Source organism: Pseudomonas sp. HP_08 (assembly GCF_055284095.1).
This window is the reverse complement of sequence record NZ_JBTOQC010000052.1, coordinates 56,661-77,166: the sequence shown is the minus strand read 5'-3', so window position 1 is coordinate 77,166 and position 20,506 is coordinate 56,661. Positions and strand designations below refer to the sequence as shown.

17 protein-coding genes and 1 riboswitch are annotated in these 20,506 nt (G+C 63.0%); of the genes, 11 read left to right on the top strand and 6 right to left on the bottom strand.

Annotation, left to right across the window (positions count from 1 at the left end; all coding sequences use genetic code 11):
• Positions 1-93 precede the first annotated feature (93 nt).
• From ACYAS9_RS28185 to ACYAS9_RS28160, 6 genes are read left to right on the top strand one after another with little or no spacing between them, the layout of a single operon-like run.
• Positions 94-1,224, top strand: a complete 1,131-nt coding sequence (locus ACYAS9_RS28185) for a glycosyltransferase (RefSeq protein ID WP_463571788.1) — start codon at positions 94-96, stop codon at positions 1,222-1,224.
• Positions 1,224-2,120 (top strand): antimicrobial resistance protein Mig-14, encoded by an 897-nt coding sequence (locus ACYAS9_RS28180; protein WP_463571787.1) that lies wholly within the window; start codon positions 1,224-1,226, stop codon positions 2,118-2,120. Before ACYAS9_RS28185 ends, ACYAS9_RS28180 begins: the two co-directional genes overlap by 1 nt.
• Positions 2,117-3,523 (top strand): PIG-L deacetylase family protein, encoded by a 1,407-nt coding sequence (locus ACYAS9_RS28175; RefSeq protein WP_463571786.1) that lies wholly within the window; start codon positions 2,117-2,119, stop codon positions 3,521-3,523. Before ACYAS9_RS28180 ends, ACYAS9_RS28175 begins: the two co-directional genes overlap by 4 nt.
• Before the next feature lie 37 nt (positions 3,524-3,560).
• On the top strand, positions 3,561-4,517 hold the full coding sequence (locus tag ACYAS9_RS28170; protein WP_463571785.1) for a glycosyltransferase family protein: 957 nt from the start codon (positions 3,561-3,563) through the stop codon (positions 4,515-4,517).
• Positions 4,518-4,547: 30 nt separating this feature from the next.
• Positions 4,548-5,321 carry a glycosyltransferase family 2 protein gene (locus ACYAS9_RS28165; protein WP_463571784.1) on the top strand — a complete coding sequence of 258 codons (774 nt, stop codon included), beginning with the start codon at positions 4,548-4,550 and terminating at the stop codon, positions 5,319-5,321.
• Positions 5,311-6,489, top strand: coding sequence for an O-antigen ligase domain-containing protein (locus ACYAS9_RS28160; RefSeq protein WP_463571783.1), 1,179 nt, complete (start codon positions 5,311-5,313; stop codon positions 6,487-6,489). Before ACYAS9_RS28165 ends, ACYAS9_RS28160 begins: the two co-directional genes overlap by 11 nt.
• Before the next feature lie 12 nt (positions 6,490-6,501).
• On the opposite strand, the gene ACYAS9_RS28155 is transcribed toward ACYAS9_RS28160, so the two are convergent.
• The gene (locus tag ACYAS9_RS28155; protein ID WP_463571782.1) at positions 6,502-7,140 is read right to left on the bottom strand and encodes a phosphotransferase; all 639 of its coding nucleotides are present in this window, start codon (positions 7,138-7,140) and stop codon (positions 6,502-6,504) included.
• Between the two features lie 112 nt (positions 7,141-7,252).
• Here ACYAS9_RS28155 and msbA point away from each other — a divergent pair, with 112 nt between their 5' ends.
• Together msbA and hldE are read left to right on the top strand one after the other, a co-directional pair.
• A complete protein-coding gene (gene msbA / locus ACYAS9_RS28150) occupies positions 7,253-9,055 on the top strand; it encodes a lipid A export permease/ATP-binding protein MsbA (protein ID WP_463571781.1) in 1,803 nt (600 codons plus the stop codon).
• A gap of 81 nt (positions 9,056-9,136) precedes the next feature.
• Positions 9,137-10,558: a bifunctional D-glycero-beta-D-manno-heptose-7-phosphate kinase/D-glycero-beta-D-manno-heptose 1-phosphate adenylyltransferase HldE gene (hldE, locus tag ACYAS9_RS28145; protein WP_463571780.1), complete on the top strand. Its 1,422-nt coding sequence runs from the start codon at positions 9,137-9,139 to the stop codon at positions 10,556-10,558.
• A gap of 266 nt (positions 10,559-10,824) precedes the next feature.
• Here the strand turns inward: hldE and ACYAS9_RS28140 are convergent, their stop codons facing one another.
• From ACYAS9_RS28140 to ACYAS9_RS28125, 4 genes are all read right to left on the bottom strand, one after another.
• A complete protein-coding gene (locus ACYAS9_RS28140; protein ID WP_463571779.1) occupies positions 10,825-11,787 on the bottom strand; it encodes a metal ABC transporter ATPase in 963 nt (320 codons plus the stop codon).
• Between the two features lie 36 nt (positions 11,788-11,823).
• Positions 11,824-12,639, bottom strand: a complete 816-nt coding sequence (locus tag ACYAS9_RS28135; RefSeq protein WP_463571778.1) for an aldo/keto reductase — start codon at positions 12,637-12,639, stop codon at positions 11,824-11,826.
• A complete protein-coding gene (locus ACYAS9_RS28130; protein WP_463571777.1) occupies positions 12,636-13,811 on the bottom strand; it encodes an NAD(P)/FAD-dependent oxidoreductase in 1,176 nt (391 codons plus the stop codon). The genes ACYAS9_RS28135 and ACYAS9_RS28130 overlap by 4 nt, the downstream gene beginning before the upstream one ends.
• Positions 13,812-14,027: 216 nt before the next feature.
• On the bottom strand, positions 14,028-14,360 hold the full coding sequence (locus tag ACYAS9_RS28125) for a DMT family transporter (RefSeq protein WP_463571776.1): 333 nt from the start codon (positions 14,358-14,360) through the stop codon (positions 14,028-14,030).
• An 87-nt stretch (positions 14,361-14,447) separates the two neighbouring features.
• On the opposite strand from ACYAS9_RS28125, the gene ACYAS9_RS28120 reads away from it, so the two are divergent.
• Entirely contained in the window at positions 14,448-15,338 is an 891-nt protein-coding gene (locus ACYAS9_RS28120; protein ID WP_463571951.1) for a LysR family transcriptional regulator, read from the top strand.
• A 37-nt stretch (positions 15,339-15,375) separates the two neighbouring features.
• Complete coding sequence (gene waaA / locus ACYAS9_RS28115) at positions 15,376-16,647, top strand: lipid IV(A) 3-deoxy-D-manno-octulosonic acid transferase (protein ID WP_463571775.1); 1,272 nt, start codon at positions 15,376-15,378, stop codon at positions 16,645-16,647.
• A 103-nt stretch (positions 16,648-16,750) separates the two neighbouring features.
• Here the strand turns inward: waaA and ACYAS9_RS28110 are convergent, their stop codons facing one another.
• On the bottom strand, positions 16,751-18,190 hold the full coding sequence (locus tag ACYAS9_RS28110) for a TolC family outer membrane protein (RefSeq protein ID WP_463571774.1): 1,440 nt from the start codon (positions 18,188-18,190) through the stop codon (positions 16,751-16,753).
• A 152-nt stretch (positions 18,191-18,342) separates the two neighbouring features.
• A riboswitch (TPP riboswitch) is annotated at positions 18,343-18,447 on the top strand.
• Positions 18,448-18,607: 160 nt separating this feature from the next.
• Between ACYAS9_RS28110 and thiC the strand changes: the two genes are divergently transcribed.
• On the top strand, positions 18,608-20,497 hold the full coding sequence (thiC, locus tag ACYAS9_RS28105; RefSeq protein WP_463571773.1) for a phosphomethylpyrimidine synthase ThiC: 1,890 nt from the start codon (positions 18,608-18,610) through the stop codon (positions 20,495-20,497).
• The last annotated feature ends 9 nt before the right edge of the window (positions 20,498-20,506 follow it).

The window sequence follows — 20,506 nt, the reverse complement described above, 5'->3', positions numbered from 1 at the left end:
CCTCGGAATGCTCACTTACTCCAGTAAGCTCCGCTTCCTCGCCTGTTTTTGCCTTGCGCTGACTGCCTCGCCTACGTTTTTAGAGGCGCTCAAATGACACTGCCGGCTGAGCGCCATGTGTTGCAGTTCTGCCACGGCTATGACGGGCCGTTCCTGGACTGCGCACGGCAGTACGCCAGTCTGTTCGCCGGCAAGGGCTATCGGGTGACCACGGTCTTTCTGACCGGCGACTACAACCCGGACGTGATTGCCGACTGCGGTTCTGACGAAGTGCTGTTCATGCAGTTCAGCTCCAGCGCCATTCGTGGCCTGAAGCTGGGCGCCATCGCGGCCCTGCGCAAGATCGCCGCCACCCGGCGCTTTGATTTCTGCATCGCGCACCGCTTCAAGCCGGTGTACATCGCCTTGCTGGCGACCCGATTGCCGGTCATCGGTGTACACCACGCTTTCGGCGACTATCAGCGCGGCAGCCGCCGGCTGTTTGCCAACCTGTTCCGCCAGCGCCTGAGCCTGCTCGGGGTGTCGGATGCGGTGCGCGACGACATGCGCAAAAGCCTGCCCAAGTGGCCGGCCGAGCGCATCGAGACGCTGTACAACCGCATCGATGTCGAACAACTGCAAGGCAGCCAGTTCAGCCGTGAAGATGCCCGTCGCGAGCTGAAACTGGCAGACGATGCCTGGATTGTCGGCAATGTCGGGCGCCTGCACCCCGACAAGGACCAGGCCACGCTGCTGCGCGGTTTTGCCCACGCGCTGCCGAACCTGCCGGCAGGCAGTCAACTGGTGATTCTCGGCAAGGGCCGCCTGGAGCAGTCGCTCAAGGACCTGGCGCTGGAACTGGGCATCGGCCCGCAAGTGCTGTTTCTTGGCCAGGTCGCGGACGCACGGCGCTATTTCAAGGCCTTTGATGTGTTTGCCCTGAGCTCCGACCACGAGCCCTTCGGCATGGTATTGCTGGAAGCCATGGTCGCCGGCCTGCCGCTGCTGGCCACGTCTTGCGGCGGTGCCAAGGAAGTGGTCGAGGGCGTGGGCGTATTGTTTCCGCTGGGCGATGCCGAGCACATGGCCCAAGGGCTGGTGCACCTGTCGCAGCTCGATGACGGCCAGCGCCAGGCGTGCGCCGACCAGATGCTGCAACGGCTGCAAGAACGCTTTTCCGATCATGCGGTGCGCAAGGTGTTCTGGCACCTGCCGCAGGTCAACCGGCTGGCCGTGGAGTCTTGATGCTCAATTTCTTTCAGGGCTTTCGCGAGCGCGGCTGGACCGCTGTCGATGCTGCCACGTATGAACAGACCTGGCAGCGTTACGGCGGCAGCGTGGCCACTCACCCGCAAGTGGTCGAGCGGCTGTCGGCACTGGCCGGCATTCCCGTGCGCTACCTGGCCTGGGAACAGGGCGGCGAGCTCAAGGCGGCGATTGCCACCTGGGGACGTGCGCTGGCGCTGGACAAGGGTGAACTCAAGCGGCATGGCAAAAAAGGTTTGTTCGACCTGGGCAACGCCGAGCTGATCGTGCCGGTGGCCGAGGATGCCCACATCGCATTGCGCCATCGCGGCCGCTACCTTTCTGCCCTTAATGAGGGGCGTATCAGCACCTATAAGCCGCAGGCCGAATCCTTGGCCATGGCCCGCGAGCCTGAAGACCTGTCAAAAAAGTTTCGTTATAACCAGCGCCGCGAGCTGCGCCTGCTCGAAGAAGCGGGCGGCACGGTGCACGCGGTCAGCGAGTTCGACAGCACCACGCTGGCGCGCATCTACTGCGATCTGTTTCAGCGCCGCTGGGGCTTTGCCGCCACCGGTGCCGAGCGCATGAGCGATGTGATCGAGCTGCTGCGCGAATGGCTGATCGGTTCGGTGCTGTTTCTCGACGGTGCGCCGATTGCGATCCAGCTGGTGTACCGCGTCGAAGCGCCGCGCTGGGTCAGCGTCGAGTACGTCAATGGCGGCGTCGACCCGGAAAACCGTGCGTTCAGCCCTGGCAGCGTATTGAGCTTCATCAACACCCAGAGCGCCTGGGAAAGCGCTCGGGCCCTGAACAAGCCGTTGCGCTTCTCGTTCGGCCGCGCCGACCGTGAATACAAGGACCGTTGGTGCAACCCCGTCCCGGTATTTCAGGTGTGAGCCGCAAACAACAGTTACTCAAGCGCCATCGGCGCAACAAACGCATGGCCTTGCTGGTCGTCCTGCTGGTACTGATCAGTGCCGGTGTGTTGCTGGCCTGGTGGCTGGTGCCGCTGCTGGCGGTGGCGGTATGGATGGCCCATGAAGCCTGGTTTGCCGACCACCTGTTCTATGCGCCGGGCGACGATTACCATTACCGGTTTGCCGACCGTGACGAAGTGCCGGGCGTGCGCCTGGACAAGGGCCGCTTGAACGTCGAGCTGCCCGGCCCGCTGCACGGCGATGAAACCCTGATCCTGGCAGTGACTGTGCGCAGCCACTGGCTGGGGCGCTTTCTTGACCCAGCCGTGCAACTGATCGGCAGCGACGAGGGCGATGTGCAGACCTTCGAGCGCGGCGTCGATGGCGTGCGCTATCTGAACCTGACCGGCCTGGGCCGCTCGCTGGGCGAAGGCCGCCTGCACCTGCGCGGGCGCTATTGCACCGTGGGCGGTACGCCGCGGCTGTGGCTGTCACGGCATGCCGACGTTCGCCAGCAGCGGGTCATGGTCATCGCCCCGCATGCCGATGACGCGGAGCTGGCGGCCTATGGCTTGTACAGCCAGGCCGATGAAGCCTGGATCGTGACCCTGACGGCCGGCGAAATCGAGGCAGAGCATTACCGGCGCATGGGTTTGAGCACCCGCGAGGCGGCGCAACTCAAGGGCCGTTTACGTGCCTGGGACAGCATTGCGGTGCCGCGCTGGGCCGGCGTGCCCGAGGCGCATTGCGTGCAACTGGGCTATTTCTGCCTGCAACTGCCGGCCATGCAGGCAGCCCCCGATCAACCGATTGCCTCGCGCGAAGCGGAACTGGCCGATACCCGGCTGTTTCGCCAGTTCAACAGCCTGGCGCTGCCCGGCGATGACGGCGTGCCGAGCTGGAACAACCTGCTGGCCGACCTGCGCGCCGTGATCATGCAAGCCCGCCCGCAGGTGCTGGTGATGCCGCAACCGAACATCGACCCGCACCCGGACCATATCTGCGCGCAGGCGGCGGTGCGTGAGGCCTTGCAAGGCCTGGCCTGGCAGCCGGAGCTGATTCTGGGCTACGCCAATCACCTGCATGACAACGACCGCTGGCCGATGGGCAATGCCCACGAGGGCGTGAGCCTGCCGCCGGTGTTCGATGCGCAACAAACGCTGACGCCGTACAGCCTGGTGCTGCCGGCCGATGTGCGGCGCGACAAGGCCATGGCGCTGGGCATGATGCACGACCTGCAACCGCCGATGCCGTTCAAGCGCAAGCTGCGCAGGCTGTTGCAGCGTGTGCTGGCCGGGCGGCGAGTGCCTGCCGAGGGCGAGAACGAATTTTTCCGTAAGGCTGTGCGGCGACATGAGTTGTTCTGGCGCAGCGATATCTGATTCAGCTTCAGCAGGCACTCCGACTGCAAGGAAACCCATGAGAGTTCTATTTCTGGTCCAGAAGGAACAGCGCGCCATTCTCGACCGCCTGTACGAAGGCATCGCCGCGCACTGCGAATGTGACCTGCGCTGGCTGAGCTCCGAAGAGCAGCGCGACCTGCGCGGGTATTTCCGCCGCGAAGTGGACGTGACCCGCTACGACCGGATCGTGTTCTTTTTGCGCTTCAAGCAGGAAGTGCGGCAGGTGGGCTTTATCCGCAGCCTGCCCAACCTGGTGATCCTGGAGCACGACGCCTACCAGAATTACATTCCGTGCAAATACACCGGCAAATTCAGCGCGCACTACCGCAAGTTGCCGTGGGCGCGGGTGATTACCTCGGGCTTTGTGGTCACCGAGCGCCTGCGCGCCGAGGGCTTCGATGCGGTGTTCGTGCCCAAGGGCTACGACCAGGGGCTGGTACAAGGCCAGGGCCGTGAGCGCGATATCGAACTGGCCTTCGTCGGCAGCACCAAAAGCGTGGCCTACAGCGGCCGCAAGGCCTTGCTCGATGAGCTGGCCAAGGTCGAGCCGCTGCTGGTGACCCGCACCAAGTCGGGTGAGGAATATTGCGCGACGCTGAACCGCATCCGCTTTTTCGTCAGCGCCGATGTCGGCATGGGCGAATACATGATCAAGAACTTCGAGGCCATGGCCTGCGGTTGCGTGCTGCTGGCCTTCGATCAGGGCAGCGAGGAAAACCGCGCGCTGGGCTTTGAAGACATGCGCAACATCGTGCTGTACCGCGATATCGAAGAGCTGCGTAGGAAATTACGCCAATTACGTGAAGATTCGTCTCTGGCTGATGAAATTTCGCGTAATGGGCAGACGCTGGTAGAGCAACGCTATACATTTCATGCCCTTGGCAAGACCATCGTCGACGCCTTGCAGCCCCCGTTGAGGGCTCGCCCGGCCCCCGGCCTGCTGGATCGCGTGCGGAGCTGGTTCGGTGTGTGACGTCCAAAAACCTACAAAGATTGGGAACCCATGATGGTATTCAGCGAAAACAGCGAGATCACACTGGTTGTCACCAGCTGTGGCCGTTTCGACCTGTTGAAGCGCACCCTGGAAACGTTCGACCGTTTCAATACCGCGCCCATCCGCCACGTGCTGATTACCGAAGACTCCGGTGACGAACAGGTCAGGGCCTGTATTCCCGAGCATTGGCAGGCGCATACCCGGTTTATCGTCAACAACCCCAAGCTGGGCCAGATGCGCTCGGTCGATGCCGCCTACGCGCTGATCGAAACCACGTGGGTGTTTCATTGCGAAGACGACTGGGACTTCTACCGCCCAGGCTTTATCGAAGAATCGATGACCCTGCTGGTCAACGACCCGCAGGCGTTGCAGGTCTGGCTGCGCAGCTACAATCACGATTTGTTGGTGCACAGCCCTTACGTGTTCCTCAACGAGCGCGAAGTGGTGCAAGGCATCCCGTTCTACAAGCTGGGCTCGCACAAAGCGGAGTGGCAGGGTTTTTCCTTCAACCCGGGTTTGCGTCGTCTTGCCGACTATAAAGAGCATGCTCCGTATGCTGACCACGGCGGCGAAAAGAAGCTGTCCCAGGTCTATGCTTCGCAAAACCGCTATGCGCTTATTCTGGAAAACGACGCCGTTCTGCACACCGGCTTCGGTAGCCATGTCGTGGTGTCCCAGGAGCGCGTAGACAAACAACGCCGCAAACGCCGCGAACGGGTCAAGCTGATCGCCATGCTGGTCGCGGGTCTGATAACAGGTTGGTTACTCCATAATGTCGGTTGATGGCCTGCGTGCCCCGTTCAGCAAGAGCCAGCTCTATTTTGGCGCCGCCCTGTGCGCCTTTTTGCTGAGCTTCATCCTGCACGACTCGGCCAAGTTCACCAATAATCTGTTCTACGGCACCATGGCGCTGCCGGGCCTGTTCTTCCTGATCAAGGCCCGTGGCGCAAAAGTCTTCAGCCAGCCATTGGGGCGAGTCTGGGCCGCCTTCATGCTGTGGTTTCTGGTGCCGGCGGTGTTCTCGGCCGACTTCCAGTTCTACAAGCACATTGTTTACGTCAGCCTGTTCGTGTTCATCATCGCAGGGCTTACGCCCATGGCGCTGTTCAACGGCGGGGTGTTCGTGCGCGGGCTGTTCTGGACCGTGTGCCTGTATATCTTCGCCGGCAGCCTGCACAGCTGGACGACCGGGCAGTTCGTGCTCGGCGAGCGGGTGGCGATACTGCCGGGGCGTGTCGATAACGTGATCTACAGCAGCGCCTGGCTGGTCTGTGCGCTGGCCCTGGCCTTGCCGTTATGGGTCCGGCAACGACGCTGGATCGAGGCCGCCTGCGCCATCGCCCTGACCTTGCTGGCCGCCGCCTATGTGGTACAGACCCGCACGGCGCTGGTTGGCCTCGGGCTGCTGGTGGGGTTGTGGGGCTTGTACACCCTGTACCGTTTTCCGCGCATGGCCAGCCTGGCCTTGCTGGCGGTGGCGCTGGTCACCGGCCTGACGCTGTGGCTGTGCTGGGAAGAGCAGTGGGTCAGGCTGTTGTTCGTGCGCGGCGATTCGTACCGCATCGAACTGTTCGAGATCATGACCGCCGAGTGGGGCCACTGTGGCTGGGTACTGGGTTGCGGGGTCGACTTCCAGACCACCCGCACCTTGACCGGCGGCATTCCGATCCAGCACCCGCACAACATCTTCGTCGCGATGGGCCTGTACACCGGCGGCGTATCGCTGGTGCTGTTCGTGGTGGTCATGGCCATGAGCCTGTGGCAAGCCTGGCGCCAGCGCGATGCCTGGGGTTGCTACCTGGCCTGTGCGCTGGTGATGCTCAACTTCGACGGCAGCAAGCTGGTGGGCAACCCCGACGAGCTATGGCTGCTGGTGCTGCTGCCCGCCGCGATGATTCTGGGTCGCCGCGTCCAGCGCGGGCCTGTGCCGATCATCGCGCCAACGCCGTAAAGCGGTCGGGCATCAGCCCACCGCTTGCCTCAGCTCCGCCTCGCTGCACACACTCTGCGCCGCCAGATAGGCTTCGATAAACGCAGGATTGCCTTCACCCAGCAGCCACTGGCGGTCCTGGGTGTAGCGCAGCATGTGTTTGAAGTTGCGCAGGCGCAGGGCTTTACGCAAGGGTTGCCGGTAGGTCTTCATGTCGGCGATGTCGATCAGGCCTAGCGCGCCTTCAGGCGTCAGCACCACATTGCCCAGGTGCGCCGAGCGAAAGTAGATGCCTTTGTGATGCAGGTCGGCGATGAAACGCCCCAGCTGGCGACGCAGTTCGTCGTCACGGCCGGCATCGTCGAGCAACTGGCGCAAGGTCTTGCCGGGCAGTGGCGTGTAATGCACCGCATCGCGCTCGATGGCGGCAATACGGAACACGCAGCGCACCTGCGGGCACGGCACCGCCCGTTGTGCCAGGGCCTGGCAGTTGTCGGCAAAGCGGGTGGCGTAGGGATACCAGGCGGCCGAGCTGATCAGGCGCTTGCGGCGGAACAGCTTGAGCATCGAACCGTCGGACAGGCGCAAGACCTTGTCGCCCGTGCCGTCGGCTTCGAGTACTTCTGCGCCCTGGACCAGGTCAAGGTAGCGGGCATGGTCAAGCGCTTGCATCGATACTCCGGATTCTGCGTCAGCCTTTTGAAGTCGGCCATGTTACCCCAGCAGGCGGCCACAAAAAGCGCTTGTGATACAATTCGGCCTCTTTTTGACTCGACGGATTCCCATGGCAACTTCCGAATCGTCCGCGCCGTCCAGCGTGAAGATCTATCTGCGCCTGTTGACCTATGTGCGTCCGTATGTGGGCATCTTTTTGCTCAGTATCGTCGGCTTTGTGATCTTTGCCTCCACCCAGCCCATGCTGGCGGGCATTCTCAAATACTTCGTCGATGGCCTGACCAACCCTGAAGTGGTGCTGTTTCCCAACGTGCCCTACCTCAACAAGCTGCAATTGTTGCAGGCGGTGCCGCTGCTGATCGTATTGATTGCGGCCTGGCAAGGACTGGGCTCGTTTCTGGGTAACTACTTTCTGGCCAAGGTATCGCTGGGGCTGGTGCACGACTTGCGCGTCGAGCTGTTCAACAAGCTGCTGGTGCTGCCGAACCGCTATTTCGACACCCACAACTCCGGCCACCTGATCTCGCGCATCACCTTTAACGTGACCATGGTCACCGGTGCCGCCACCGATGCAATCAAAGTGGTGATCCGCGAAGGGCTGACCGTGGTGTTCCTGTTCATCTATCTGTTGTGGATGAACTGGAAACTGACCCTGGTGATGCTCGCCATCCTGCCGCTGATCGCGGTCATGGTCGGCAGCGCCAGCAAGAAATTTCGCAAGCAGAGCAAGAAAATCCAGGTGGCCATGGGCGATGTCACCCATGTGGCCTCCGAGACCATCCAGGGCTATCGCGTGGTGCGCAGCTTTGGCGGCGAGCAGTACGAGCAGGAGCGCTTTGCCAAGGCCAGCGACAGCAACACCGAGAAGCAACTGCGCATGACCAAGACCGGCGCGGTCTACACGCCGATGCTGCAACTGGTGATCTACACCGCGATGGCGACCCTGATGTTCCTGGTGCTGTTGCTGCGTGGTGACGCCACGGCGGGCGATCTGGTGGCATACATCACCGCCGCCGGCCTGCTGCCCAAGCCGATTCGCCAGTTGTCCGAAGTCAGCTCGACGATCCAGAAGGGCGTCGCCGGTGCCGAAAGCATCTTCGAACAGCTCGATGTCACGCCGGAAGTCGATACCGGTACGTTCGAGCGCGAACGTGTGCAAGGCCGTCTTGAGGTCAAGAACCTCACCTTTGCCTATCCACAGACAGACCGCGTGGTGCTCGACGACATCAGCTTCGTCGCAGAACCCGGTCAGATGGTGGCGCTGGTGGGGCGTTCGGGCAGCGGCAAGTCGACCCTGGCCAACCTGATTCCGCGCTTTTATGGCCATGAAAACGGGCAGATCCTGCTCGATGGCGTCGATATCAACGACTATCGCCTGCGTAACCTGCGTCGGCACATTGCCCAGGTCAACCAGAACGTCACCCTGTTCAACGACAGCGTGGCCAACAACATCGCCTATGGCGACCTGGCCGGCGCGCCACGTGCCGATATCGAACAGGCTGCCGCTGCGGCCTATGCCAAGGAATTCATCGACAAGTTGCCAGAAGGCCTGGACACCCAGGTCGGCGAAAACGGCGTGCTGTTGTCCGGCGGCCAGCGCCAGCGCCTGGCGATTGCCCGGGCATTGCTGAAAAACGCACCGCTGCTGATCCTCGACGAAGCGACGTCGGCACTCGATACCGAGTCGGAGCGGCACATCCAGGGCGCACTGGACCAGGTCATGGAAGGGCGCACCACGCTGGTCATCGCGCACCGCCTGTCGACCATCGAAAAGGCCGACCTGATTCTGGTCATGGACGGCGGACGCATCGTCGAGCGTGGCACCCATCCCCAACTGCTGGCGCAGAACGGTTATTACGCCCGCCTGCACGCCATGGGGCTGGATGAACCGGCGCCCAGCGGGGCGATTTGATTACCGCAGCGGGCCGTTCCAACAGATTAAAAGCCCTGTGCTAAGATTCGGCCCCTGTTCAGTTCTGGTACGAGTTTTTCTATGAAGTTGTCCATGCCGCGTTTCGACCAAGCGCCTGTCCTGGTGGTGGGTGATGTCATGCTCGACCGTTACTGGCATGGTGGCACCTCGCGTATCTCCCCCGAGGCCCCGGTGCCGGTGGTCAAGGTCGATCAGATCGAGGACCGTCCCGGTGGTGCGGCCAACGTGGCGCTGAACATTGCAGCCCTTGGCGCGCCGGCATCGCTGGTCGGCGTCACCGGCGCAGACGAGGCGGCCGACAGCCTGGCCAACAGCCTCAAGGCTGCCGGTGTCGTGGCGCGCTTTCAGCGCATCGCGCACCAGCCGACCATCGTCAAACTGCGGGTCATGAGCCGTCACCAGCAATTGCTGCGCATCGATTTCGAAGAACCCTTTGCCACCGACGGCCTGGCCCTGAGCGAGGAGGTCGATCGCCTGCTCGAAGGCGTCAAGGTGCTGGTGCTGTCCGATTACGGCAAGGGTGCGCTGAAAAACCACCAGGTGCTGATCCAGGCCGCCCGCGATCGCGGCATTCCAGTGCTGGCCGATCCCAAGGGCAAGGATTTCTCGATCTACCGTGGCGCCAGCGTGATTACGCCGAACCTCAGCGAATTCGAAGCCATCGTCGGCCATTGCAGCGACGAGAGCGAGCTGGTCGCCAAGGGCGCGCAGTTGATGCACGAGCTGGAACTGGGTGCTTTGCTGGTGACCCGTGGCGAGCACGGCATGACCCTGTTGCGCCCCGAGCATGCAGCCTTGCACCTGCCGGCGCGTGCCCGTGAAGTGTTCGATGTCACCGGTGCCGGCGATACGGTGATTTCCACACTGGCCGCTGCCCTGGCGGCTGGCGAAGAGCTGCCCAACGCGGTGGGCCTGGCCAATCTGGCGGCCAGCATCGTGGTCGGCAAGCTCGGTACGGCGGCGATCAGCGCGCCTGAGCTGCGCCGCGCTATCCAGCGTGAAGAGGGCTCGGAGCGCGGCGTACTCGGCCTGGAGCAGTTGCTGCTGGCGGTGGATGATGCCCGTGCGCACAACGAGAAGATCGTCTTCACCAACGGCTGCTTCGATATTCTGCATGCCGGCCATGTCACCTATCTGGAACAGGCCCGCGCCCAGGGCGACCGGCTGATCGTTGCCATCAACGACGACGCTTCGGTCAGCCGCCTGAAAGGTCCGGGTCGGCCGATCAACAGCGTCGACCGGCGCATGGCGGTGCTGGCAGGTTTGGGCGCGGTGGACTGGGTGATCAGCTTTGCCGAAGGCACCCCTGAAAACCTGCTCGGGCACATCAAGCCCGATGTACTGGTCAAGGGCGGCGACTACAGTGTCGACCAGGTGGTCGGTGCCGATATCGTCAGCGCTTACGGCGGCGAAGTGAAAGTGCTGGGGCTGGTCGAGAACAGCTCGACCACCGCCATCGTCGAGAAGATCCGCGGGCAATAACCCCGCCGTCGTCGTAGGCGCCTCGCCCTTATCAAACATAAAATAAGTTATTGATTTTATTGAGTTTTAAATTCACCCCTGTAGGAGCACGCTTGCCCGCGACCGAGTGCGCAGCGCTCGCAAAATCTCGGAAACACTGAAAATTGACGACTGCTAGCGCAGCCGGTCGCGGTGGTCCGGCATTCCGGCAAGCGCGCTCCTACAGATTCGGTGCCAGAAGAAGTATTGGCGAAATCCGGCTTAACCAGAGTGCCGGCCAGTCGTTCTTATTTGGCCAGTCGCGAGCGCGCTCTTTGCAGCAGCTCGCGGGCCTTGCCGGTCAGGCGCGTCAGCCCGGTGGTTTTGGGCGGCGGCGTCAGGCCCTGCTGGCGCAGCCAGTCCTTCCAGCGAATCCGCTCTTCACTGACGACCCAGCCTTCCTGACGGGCGAAGCTTTCGGCCAGGTACAAACCGCGTGTGCCCACTGGCGTCAGCCGGTCGCGCTTGAGGGTGTACAGCTCCGGCAGCGGGCTGCCGTTTTCCAGCGGCATCAGGTACAGGTCCGGCTTGCTGCGGTTCAGGCGCGCGACCAGGTGCTGGTCTTCAAGGCTCTCATCGACGTGGAACAGGCTCACCGGCCGGGCTTCACGCGGGATTTCCAGGCGCATGTCGTAGATCAGTTGCAGCGAGGCGGTGGGCAAGTGCACATAGGCGCGGGGTCGTTCGATCAGCGTCAGGCTGCCGCTGCGCACCGGCCTGGCGGCGCCCGACAACGGACTCAGGCTGAACGGCATGGCCTCGCGGTAATGCAGCGCTGCGGCATACGGCGCCGGCAGCCAGGTGTCTTTGTAGCGCCCGCTGAGCCAGCCTTGCGGCGTCTCGATCAGGCATTCTTCGGCCACTTCCTGAATGGCGGTGTGCAGCGGCAGGCTCAGTTCGTGGGCCGGCACATAGCCGGAAATCAGCTTGAGCACCACATCGCCGCGATCCTTGCGCCGTTGGCGGACCAATACCCAGTAGTCGCGGTTCTGCCAGCTGAGCGTCAGGCGGATCGACACCCCAAGGTTGGCAAGCTCCGTGGTAAAGCATTCGTTATCCGGCACCTCGATCTTGCGCCGGCGTTGCAGGGTCTGGGCGAAGTTGAGCGGCATGCCGACACTTTCATAACTGAGGCCTTCGGCGCTGGCCTCGACCAGCAGCGAGAGGGTCTTGAAGTTGCTGGGGTTGTTGCGGATCAGGGTTCGCGGCATATCGGCTCCTTCTTGCGTTGGGGTCGGCCGCCGGCGTCAGGCTTGACGACGAATCACGGCTGCGGCACTGGCCACGTTGTGCGCCAGGTGTACAGGGTTGATGGTCCCGACGATTGCACTGGCCACGCCTGGATGTGCGAAGAGTAAACCGAAGCTGGCCCGTACCGGGTCGACACCCGGTTCCAGACAGATGTGACCACTGGCCAGCGCCTTTTTCACCAGAATCGCTTTACCGTGAGCGGCAGCGTAGTCCAGAACCGGTTTTTCGCTTTGTTCATTGAGGTTGTAGGTGACCATGGCGCAGTCGCCTTCACGCAACGCCAGCAGGCCGCCTTCGACGGTTTTGCCAGAGAAGCCGAAGCTGCGAATCTTGCCTTCACGCTTGAGTTCAGCGAGGGTCTGGTACACCGGCGTGTCGTTGAGAATCGCCAGGTCGTTGCCGTCGGAATGCACCAGAACCATGTCGATAAAATCAGTTTCGAGACGTTTCAGGCTGCGCTCGATGGAGTGCCGGGTGTGTGCAGCACTGAAGTCGTGGTGCGACAGGCCATTGGCGAATTCTTCACCGACCTTGCTGACGATCACCCAGTCCTGACGCTGGCCGCGCAGCAGCGGGCCGAGGCGTTCTTCGCTGATGCCGTAGGCGGGCGCGGTGTCGAGCAGGTTGATGCCCAGCTCACGCGCCTGGCGCAACAGGCTGGCGGCTTGCTGGTCATCGGGGATGCTGAAGCCGTTGGGGTATTTCACCCCTTGGTCGCGGCCCAGCTTGACGGTTCCCAGGCCCAGCGGTGAAACGCTCAGGCCGGTGTTGCCCAACGGGCGATGCAGGTCATGCAGGGTCGGCAGGGTCATGGCAGCAGTTGATCCCAGACAGGTATGGCCAACGGTGGCTTGGGCAGGTCGGCAGGCAGGGCGTGCGCGGTCGGCTGGATGCCGTCTTTGCTCAGCGCAGCCAGTACCCGGTCGGCAAAGTCCGGGGCCAGCGCCAGTTTGGTCGGCCAGCCGACCAGCAAAGGACCCTGCACATCGACAAAGGCGTTGTCGGGGCGCACCAGGCCCGATTGCGCGGGCTCGGCGCGGTCGACCCGCAAGGTCGCCCATTGCGCCTGGTCGAGGTCGATCCACGGCAACAGCTTTTGCAGTTCTTCGCGGGCGGTCGCAATCTGCGCGGCCGGCTCGCGGGCCACGCCATCGGCTTCGGCGATGTCGCCGCCCAGGTACCAGACATGCTGGCCATCGGCGGCCGGGTGAGTGGTGACGGTAATGCGCGGCTTGGGTCCGCCGCCCAGGCAGTGGGCGAATAGCGGCTTGAGGGTCGGGCCCTTGACCAGCACCATGTGCAGCGGCCGGCGTTGCATTTGTGGCTGGCGGATGCCCAGCGCTTCGAGCAACGACGCGGTGCCGGCACCGGCGCTGAGCACGATGCGTCGGGCATGGATCTCGCGGCCATCCACGCGCAGGCCGATCAATTGCTCGCCGGCATGCAGCGGTTCGATCGTCTGGCCGGCCAGCAGGCTGTCGCCGGCCAGCTGCGCCAGGCGCTCGATCAGGCTCGGGACATCCACCACCAGTTCGGCCAGGCGATAGACCTTGCCCTTGAATTTTGGGTGCTGAAGCGCAGGCGGCAGGGCATCGCCCTTGACCTGATCGACCCGGCCACGAACGGCCTTGCTGGCAAAGAAGCTGGTGAGGTTGCCGGCCAGGGTGCCCGGCGACCAGAGATAGTGCGCGTCGGACAACAAACGCACGCCGGCCAGATCGATCTCGCCCTGGCCGTCCAGCGCCTCGCGCCAGCGCCGCGGCATGTCGGCAATCGCCTCGGAGGCGCCGCTGAGCGCGCCATGCAGCGCGTACTTGGCGCCGCCATGAATGATGCCCTGCGATTTCAGGCTTTGCCCGCCACCCAGAGGGCCGCTTTCTACCAGCACGGTGGAAAACCCCTGGCGACGCAGGCGGGCATTGAGCCAAAGACCGGCAACACCACCGCCCACGATCAGGACGTCGGTGGAAATAACAGATGGCATGGGCACCTCTTAGCTAAACGATGCCCGCCAGTATATAGGGCACCTCTAAAAACTACCTGCGTTGTCATCGCTGCGTTAAAAACAGGCTGGAGCGCCAGCCCGGTCAAATGCTCATTTACAACTCGTAAAGTCGAACGCGACTCCGACCGTTGCTCGCCTGTTTTTGCCTTGCGTTGACTGCCTCGCCTACGTTTTTAGAGGCACCCTATGGGGCAATCAGTGCCCTGCGGTTTTCGAAAACAACTGGATCACCACCACGCCCAGCACGATCAGGCCCATGCCAAGCATGGCTGGCAAGTCGAGTTTCTGGCCGTAGATAAACAGCGCGGCAATGCTCACCAGCACAATGCCCATGCCCGACCAGATGGCGTAGGCGATACCCACCGGGATGGTGCGCACCACGATGATCAGCATCCAGAAAGCGATGGCATAACCACAAATCACCAGCAGCAGCGGCAGCGGGGTGCTCAGGCCTTTGACGGCTTTCATCGAGGTGGTGGCAATGACTTCGGCGCAGATGGCGATGGCCAGCAGGTAATAGGCATTCATGGTCGGACTCCTTCTTTGGGTGCCCGGCATTTTAGGCGTTGGCCAGATGGGGTAAAGTCATTACCCATCTGATAAAGAGATAGGATGATGGCCGAACAGTGGAATCTTGAACAGCTGCGAATGTTTCTGCGTGTGGCTGAATTACGCTCGTTTTCGGCTGTGGCCCGTGAGCAGCGCAAGGCGCAATCTGCGATCAGCAATGCCATTGCCCTGCTTGAAGCGGATTTGGGCGTGACCCTGTTCGAGCGCAGCAGCGGGCGTCAGCCGCGCCTGACCGACAATGGCGAGGCGCTGCTGGCCGATGCCCGCGAGCTGCTGCGCCAGTGCGAACGTCTGGACGGCCGGGCGCTGGCGCTGATGCGCGGCCAGGAAGCGCTGCTGCGCATCGCGCAGGACGAAGCCATGCCTTACCAGCCGGTGATCGACAGCCTGAAAGAGCTGTCCAGCCGCTTCCCGTACCTGCAAGTGCAACTGGCCAGCAACGCCCAGGGCGATGTGGCGCGCAAGTTGGTGGAGCGCCGCGCTGACCTGGGCCTGTTCTTTCACCATGAACACATCCCGTCATCATTGGAGCGCCGCACACTGGGCAGTGTCGAGATGGTCACCGTGTGCGCGGTCGATCACCCGCTGGCCCGTGAGCGGCAGGTCACCCGCCAGCAACTGGCCTGTCATCGCCAGTTGCTGATCACCCCGCAGCACAGCGATTACCCCGGTGGCGAGGCGATCAGCCCGCTGATCTGGCGCGCCGACAGTTTCTACGCCATGGCCGAGTTGCTGATGCGCGGCCTGGGCTGGGCCTGGCTGCCGCGCCATGTGGTGCAGTACCCGACCTACCAGGCGCAGATGGTCGAACTGGCCAGCGAATGGCGCCCGCCGGCGCTGGTCACCGAACTGGCCTGGCGCCGCGACGAACCTTTGGGGCCGGTCGCGCAATGGCTGGCCGAACGCTTCGCCGTGCATTTGCAGGCCATCGGATAGGCGCGGGCGGACGCAGATCCTTGTAAACTTCGCCGCCATGAACAGAACCCTTTATACCCTGCTGTTTCACCTGGGCCTGCCGCTGGTTGCGCTGCGCCTGTTATTGCGTGCGCGCAAGGCGCCGGCGTATCGCCAGCGCATCAAGGAGCGCTTTGCCTTTGGCCTGCCGCCCATGCAGCCGGGCGGTATCTGGGTGCATGCGGTGTCGGTGGGCGAGAGCATCGCCGCCGCGCCCATGGTGCGCGCCTTGCTCAAGGCCTACCCGGACCTGCCCATCACCATCACCTGCATGACGCCCACCGGTTCCGAACGCATCCGCGCGCTGTTCGCAGGCGAGCCGCGCATTCAGCACTGTTATCTGCCATACGACCTGCCCTGGGCGGCGGCGCGTTTTCTCGATCATGTGCGGCCACGGCTGGGCATCATCATGGAGACTGAACTGTGGCCCAACCATATTCACCAGTGCGCCCGCCGTGGCATCCCGGTGGTGCTGGCCAATGCCCGCTTGTCCGAGCGTTCGGCACGCGGCTACGGGCGGTTTGCCGGGCTGACCCGGCCGATGCTGGCCGAGATGAACGGCTTTGCCGTGCAGACCGAAACCGAAGCCGAGCGTTTCCGGGTGCTGGGCGCGCGGCCTGAATGCGTGACCGTGACCGGCTCGATCAAGTTTGACCTGAGTATTGACCCGCAACTGCTGGTGCAGGCGGCGCAATTGCGCGAGCAATGGCAGGCCGGCGCGCGACCGGTGTGGATCGCGGCCAGCACCCATGCGGGTGAGGACGAAAGTATTCTGGCGGCGCATCGACTGGTGCTGGCCCGTCATCCTGAGGCGCTGCTGATTGTGGTGCCGCGCCACCCTGAGCGTTTCAACAGCGTGCATGAGCTGTGCGTGCAGCAGGGCTTCAATACCGTGCGCCGCTCAAGTGGTCAGGCTGTCGAGGCATCGACCACCGTGCTGCTCGGCGACACCATGGGCGAGCTGCTGTTTCTCTATGCGCTGGCCGACTGCGCCTTTGTCGGCGGCAGCCTGGTCGCCAATGGCGGGCATAATCTGCTGGAGCCCGCGGCGTTGGCAAAGCCGGTGCTCAGCGGGCCGCACCTGTTCAACTTCCTCGAAATTGCCGCCATGCTGCGCAGCGCCGGCGCCTTGCTCGAAGTCAGCGACCCGCAGGCGTTGGCGACGGCGGTGCAGGGTCTGTTCGATGACCCTGAAAAGGCCCGCCGCATGAGCGATGCCGGGTTGCAGGTGATGAAAGCCAACCAGGGCGCGCTGCAGCGATTGCTGGATTTGATTGCCCGGTTGATGTGACGGGCATCGACCGTAGGACCGGCTTTAGCCGGGAACTGTGGCGTTGCAGTTCGCAGCTAAAGCAGCTCCTACGGGTGCGGTGCCAGACGCGATGTGCGTGGTATCAGCGTTTAGCCGGGCGCTCGAAGTTCTTGCGTGCGGCCTCGGCCAGGTCTGGCGGCAGGAAGTCCTTGTCCGGGTTGTAGTCGGGCTTGAGATAGCGGGCCAGGTCCTGCAAATCATCCGGGCTCAATGTGCCGGCGGCCTGCTTCAGGCGCAGGCTGTCGAGGATGTAGTCGTAGCGGGTGTTGTTGTAGTCGCGCACCGAGGCATACAACTGACGCTGGGCATCCAGCACATCGACGATGTTGCGGGTGCCGACCTGATAGCCGATTTCCGTGGCTTCCAGCGCGCTCTGGTTGGAGATGATCGACTGCTTGCGCGCCTGCACCTGTTCGACATCGGTGTTCACCGCGCGGTGCAGGTTGCGGGTGTTCTCCACCACCTGGCGGCGCAGGCTCTCGCGACGCTGCTCGCTCTGGGTCAGGCGCGCGTAGGCTTCACGCACTTGCGAGCTGGTCAGCCCGCCGCTGTACAACGGAATGTTCAACTGCACACCGATCGTGCGCTGCTCGACATCGCCGCCGTAGTTCTGCCCGGTGTAGTTGGGGTTGGTCAGGCCCAGTGCGTCGTTGTCGCCGCGCTGGTAAGTGGCCACGGCATCGACGGTCGGCGCATGCCCGGCCTTGCGCTGGCGCACGGTCTGCTGCGCGGCTTCCACGGCATGATTAATGGCTTGCAGATCGAGATTCTGTTGGGCGGCGGTATCGACCCAGGTCTTGGCGTCGTTGGGCGAGGGCGGCAGCACCGGCAGGCTGTGGACCATGCCCTCGATAGCGCTGTACTGGCGATTGGTCAGGGTCACCAGGGCCTGGAAGGCGTCGTCGACCTGGCGCTGGGCGATGATGCGGTTGGCCCGCGAGGTGTCGTGGCTGGCCTGGGCTTGGAGCACGTCGGTCTTGTCCGACAGGCCGACGTTGAAGCGCTCGTTGGCCTGATCCAGTTGCCGTCTGAGGGCCGATTCCTCGGCCTTGGTGGTGGCCAGGTTGTCCTGGGCCCGCAGCACCGTGAAGTACAGCTGCGCCGATTGCAGGATCAGGTTCTGCTCGGTGGCCGACAACTCCAGCGCGGCCTGCTCGTTCACCGCTTCTGCGGCCTGCAACTGGAACCAGCGGTCGGCGCGGAACAGCGGCTGGCTCAGGGTCGCCTGATACACCGTGCCGCTGCGGCTGATGGTCGCCCGCGGCTGGTCGATGCGCGTGCGGGTGTTGTTGTTCTGCGCGCTGGCCGACAGGTTCGGCAACAGGCCGGCGCGGGCCTGCGGTACGCCTTCGCTGCGTGCCTGGTAATCGGCGCGGGCCGCCGCCAGGTCGGCATTGTTGTCCACCGCCTGCTGGTAGACATTGACCAGCCCGGTGCTGGCGGTGAGCGGGGCATCGTTGGCCCAGGCGTGGGGGCTTGAAGCAAACGACACAGCAATGACCCACGACAGTTTGCGCAGCATGAGGCGTTTCCTTTTCCTGTAAATAATGCAGTCGGACCGGGTCCGCGAGTGTAGAGCCTGGCGTCGGGCGCAACAATCCGGCATATCGGCCATTTATCGCGGGGCATGCACATGGGGCTGGCGTTTGGCCCCCGGTGCGGCATAGACTGGCGCCGTTCTTGTCGGGGTGCCTTGATATGAGGCTGAGATCGGTTAAACCGGATCCCGTTGAACCTGATCAGGTTAACGCCTGCGTAGGGAACAAGATTGCTCGCTCCCGGCGAGTCCTCTTGAGTGTCGTCCGGGGTCGTGCGTTCAATTTATTCGAACACCCGCCTTCTTGCGATGCTCTGCGTCTTTGCTTTTATAAGGCGCGCCCCCCGTTTATTCAGGTCACTCCGACAATCAATCCGCCACAGGATGTCAGGAGAGACCATGATGAGTACAAAATCAAAAAACGCACCCCATCTGAGTGAATCGGCCCAGGTCGACTCGGGCTCGGTACTGCCCTTCACCCGTTCGCAGAAAATCTATGTTCAGGGCTCGCGGCCGGACATTCGTGTGCCGATGCGCGAAATCAGCCTGGACGTGACCCCGACCGACTTCGGCGGCGAAATCAACGCGCCGGTCACCGTCTACGACACCTCCGGTCCCTACACCGATCCCAATGTGGTCATCGATGTGCGCAAAGGCCTGGCCGATGTGCGCACGCCATGGATCGAGTCGCGCAACGACACCGAACTGCTCAGCGGCCTGAGCTCGAACTTTGGCCAGCAACGCCTCAACGATGCCGAACTGACCGCGCTGCGCTTTGCCCATGTGCACAAGCCACGCCGCGCCAAGGCCGGCGCCAACGTCAGCCAGATGCACTACGCGCGTCAGGGCATCATCACCGCCGAGATGGAATACGTCGCCATCCGCGAAAACATGAAGCTGCAAGAGGCCCGCGCCACCGGCCTGTTGCAGCAGCAGCACGCCGGGCACAGCTTCGGCGCCAGCATCCCCAAGGAAATCACCGCTGAGTTCGTGCGCGAAGAAATCGCCCGCGGCCGGGCGATCATTCCGGCCAACATCAACCACACCGAGCTGGAGCCGATGATCATCGGCCGCAACTTCCTGGTGAAGATCAACGGCAACATCGGCAACAGCGCGCTGGGTTCGTCGATCGAGGAAGAAGTCGCCAAGCTGACCTGGGGCATTCGCTGGGGTTCGGACACGGTCATGGACCTGTCGACCGGCAAGCACATTCACGAAACCCGCGAGTGGATCATCCGCAACTCGCCGGTGCCGATCGGCACGGTGCCGATCTATCAGGCGCTGGAAAAGGTCGGCGGCGTGGCTGAAGACCTGACCTGGGAATTGTTCCGCGACACGCTGATCGAGCAGGCCGAGCAGGGCGTCGACTATTTCACCATCCATGCCGGCGTGCTGCTGCGCTATGTGCCGCTGACCGCCAAGCGCGTCACCGGCATCGTCAGCCGGGGCGGCTCGATCATGGCCAAATGGTGCCTGGCGCACCATAAAGAGAACTTCCTCTACACCCATTTCGACGACATCTGCGAAATCATGAAGGCCTACGACGTCAGCTTCTCGCTGGGCGACGGCCTGCGTCCGGGCTCGATTGCCGACGCCAACGACGCGGCGCAGTTCGGTGAGCTGGAAACCCTCGGCGAGCTGACCAAGATCGCCTGGAAGCACGACGTGCAATGCATGATCGAAGGCCCGGGCCATGTGCCGATGCAGTTGATCAAGGAGAACATGGACAAGCAGCTGGAGTGCTGCGACGAAGCGCCGTTCTACACCCTTGGCCCGCTGACCACCGACATCGCACCGGGTTACGACCACATCACCTCGGGCATCGGCGCGGCCATGATCGGCTGGTTCGGCTGCGCGATGCTTTGCTATGTCACGCCCAAGGAGCATTTGGGCCTGCCGAACAAGGATGACGTGAAGACCGGGATCATCACCTACAAGATCGCAGCCCATGCCGCCGACCTGGCCAAGGGTCATCCGGGCGCGCAGATCCGCGACAACGCCTTGAGCAAGGCGCGCTTCGAATTCCGCTGGGAAGACCAGTTCAACCTCGGCCTGGACCCGGACACGGCACGCGCTTACCACGACGAAACCCTGCCCAAGGACTCGGCCAAGGTCGCGCACTTCTGCTCGATGTGCGGGCCGAAATTCTGCTCGATGAAAATCACCCAGGAAGTGCGCGAATACGCCGCCAACCAGCGCATCGACAGCGTCGATGTGTCGGTGCAAGAAGGCATGCGCGAACAGGCCGAACGCTTCAAACAGGAAGGCAGCCAGCTTTACCAAAAGGTCTGAAACGCACCC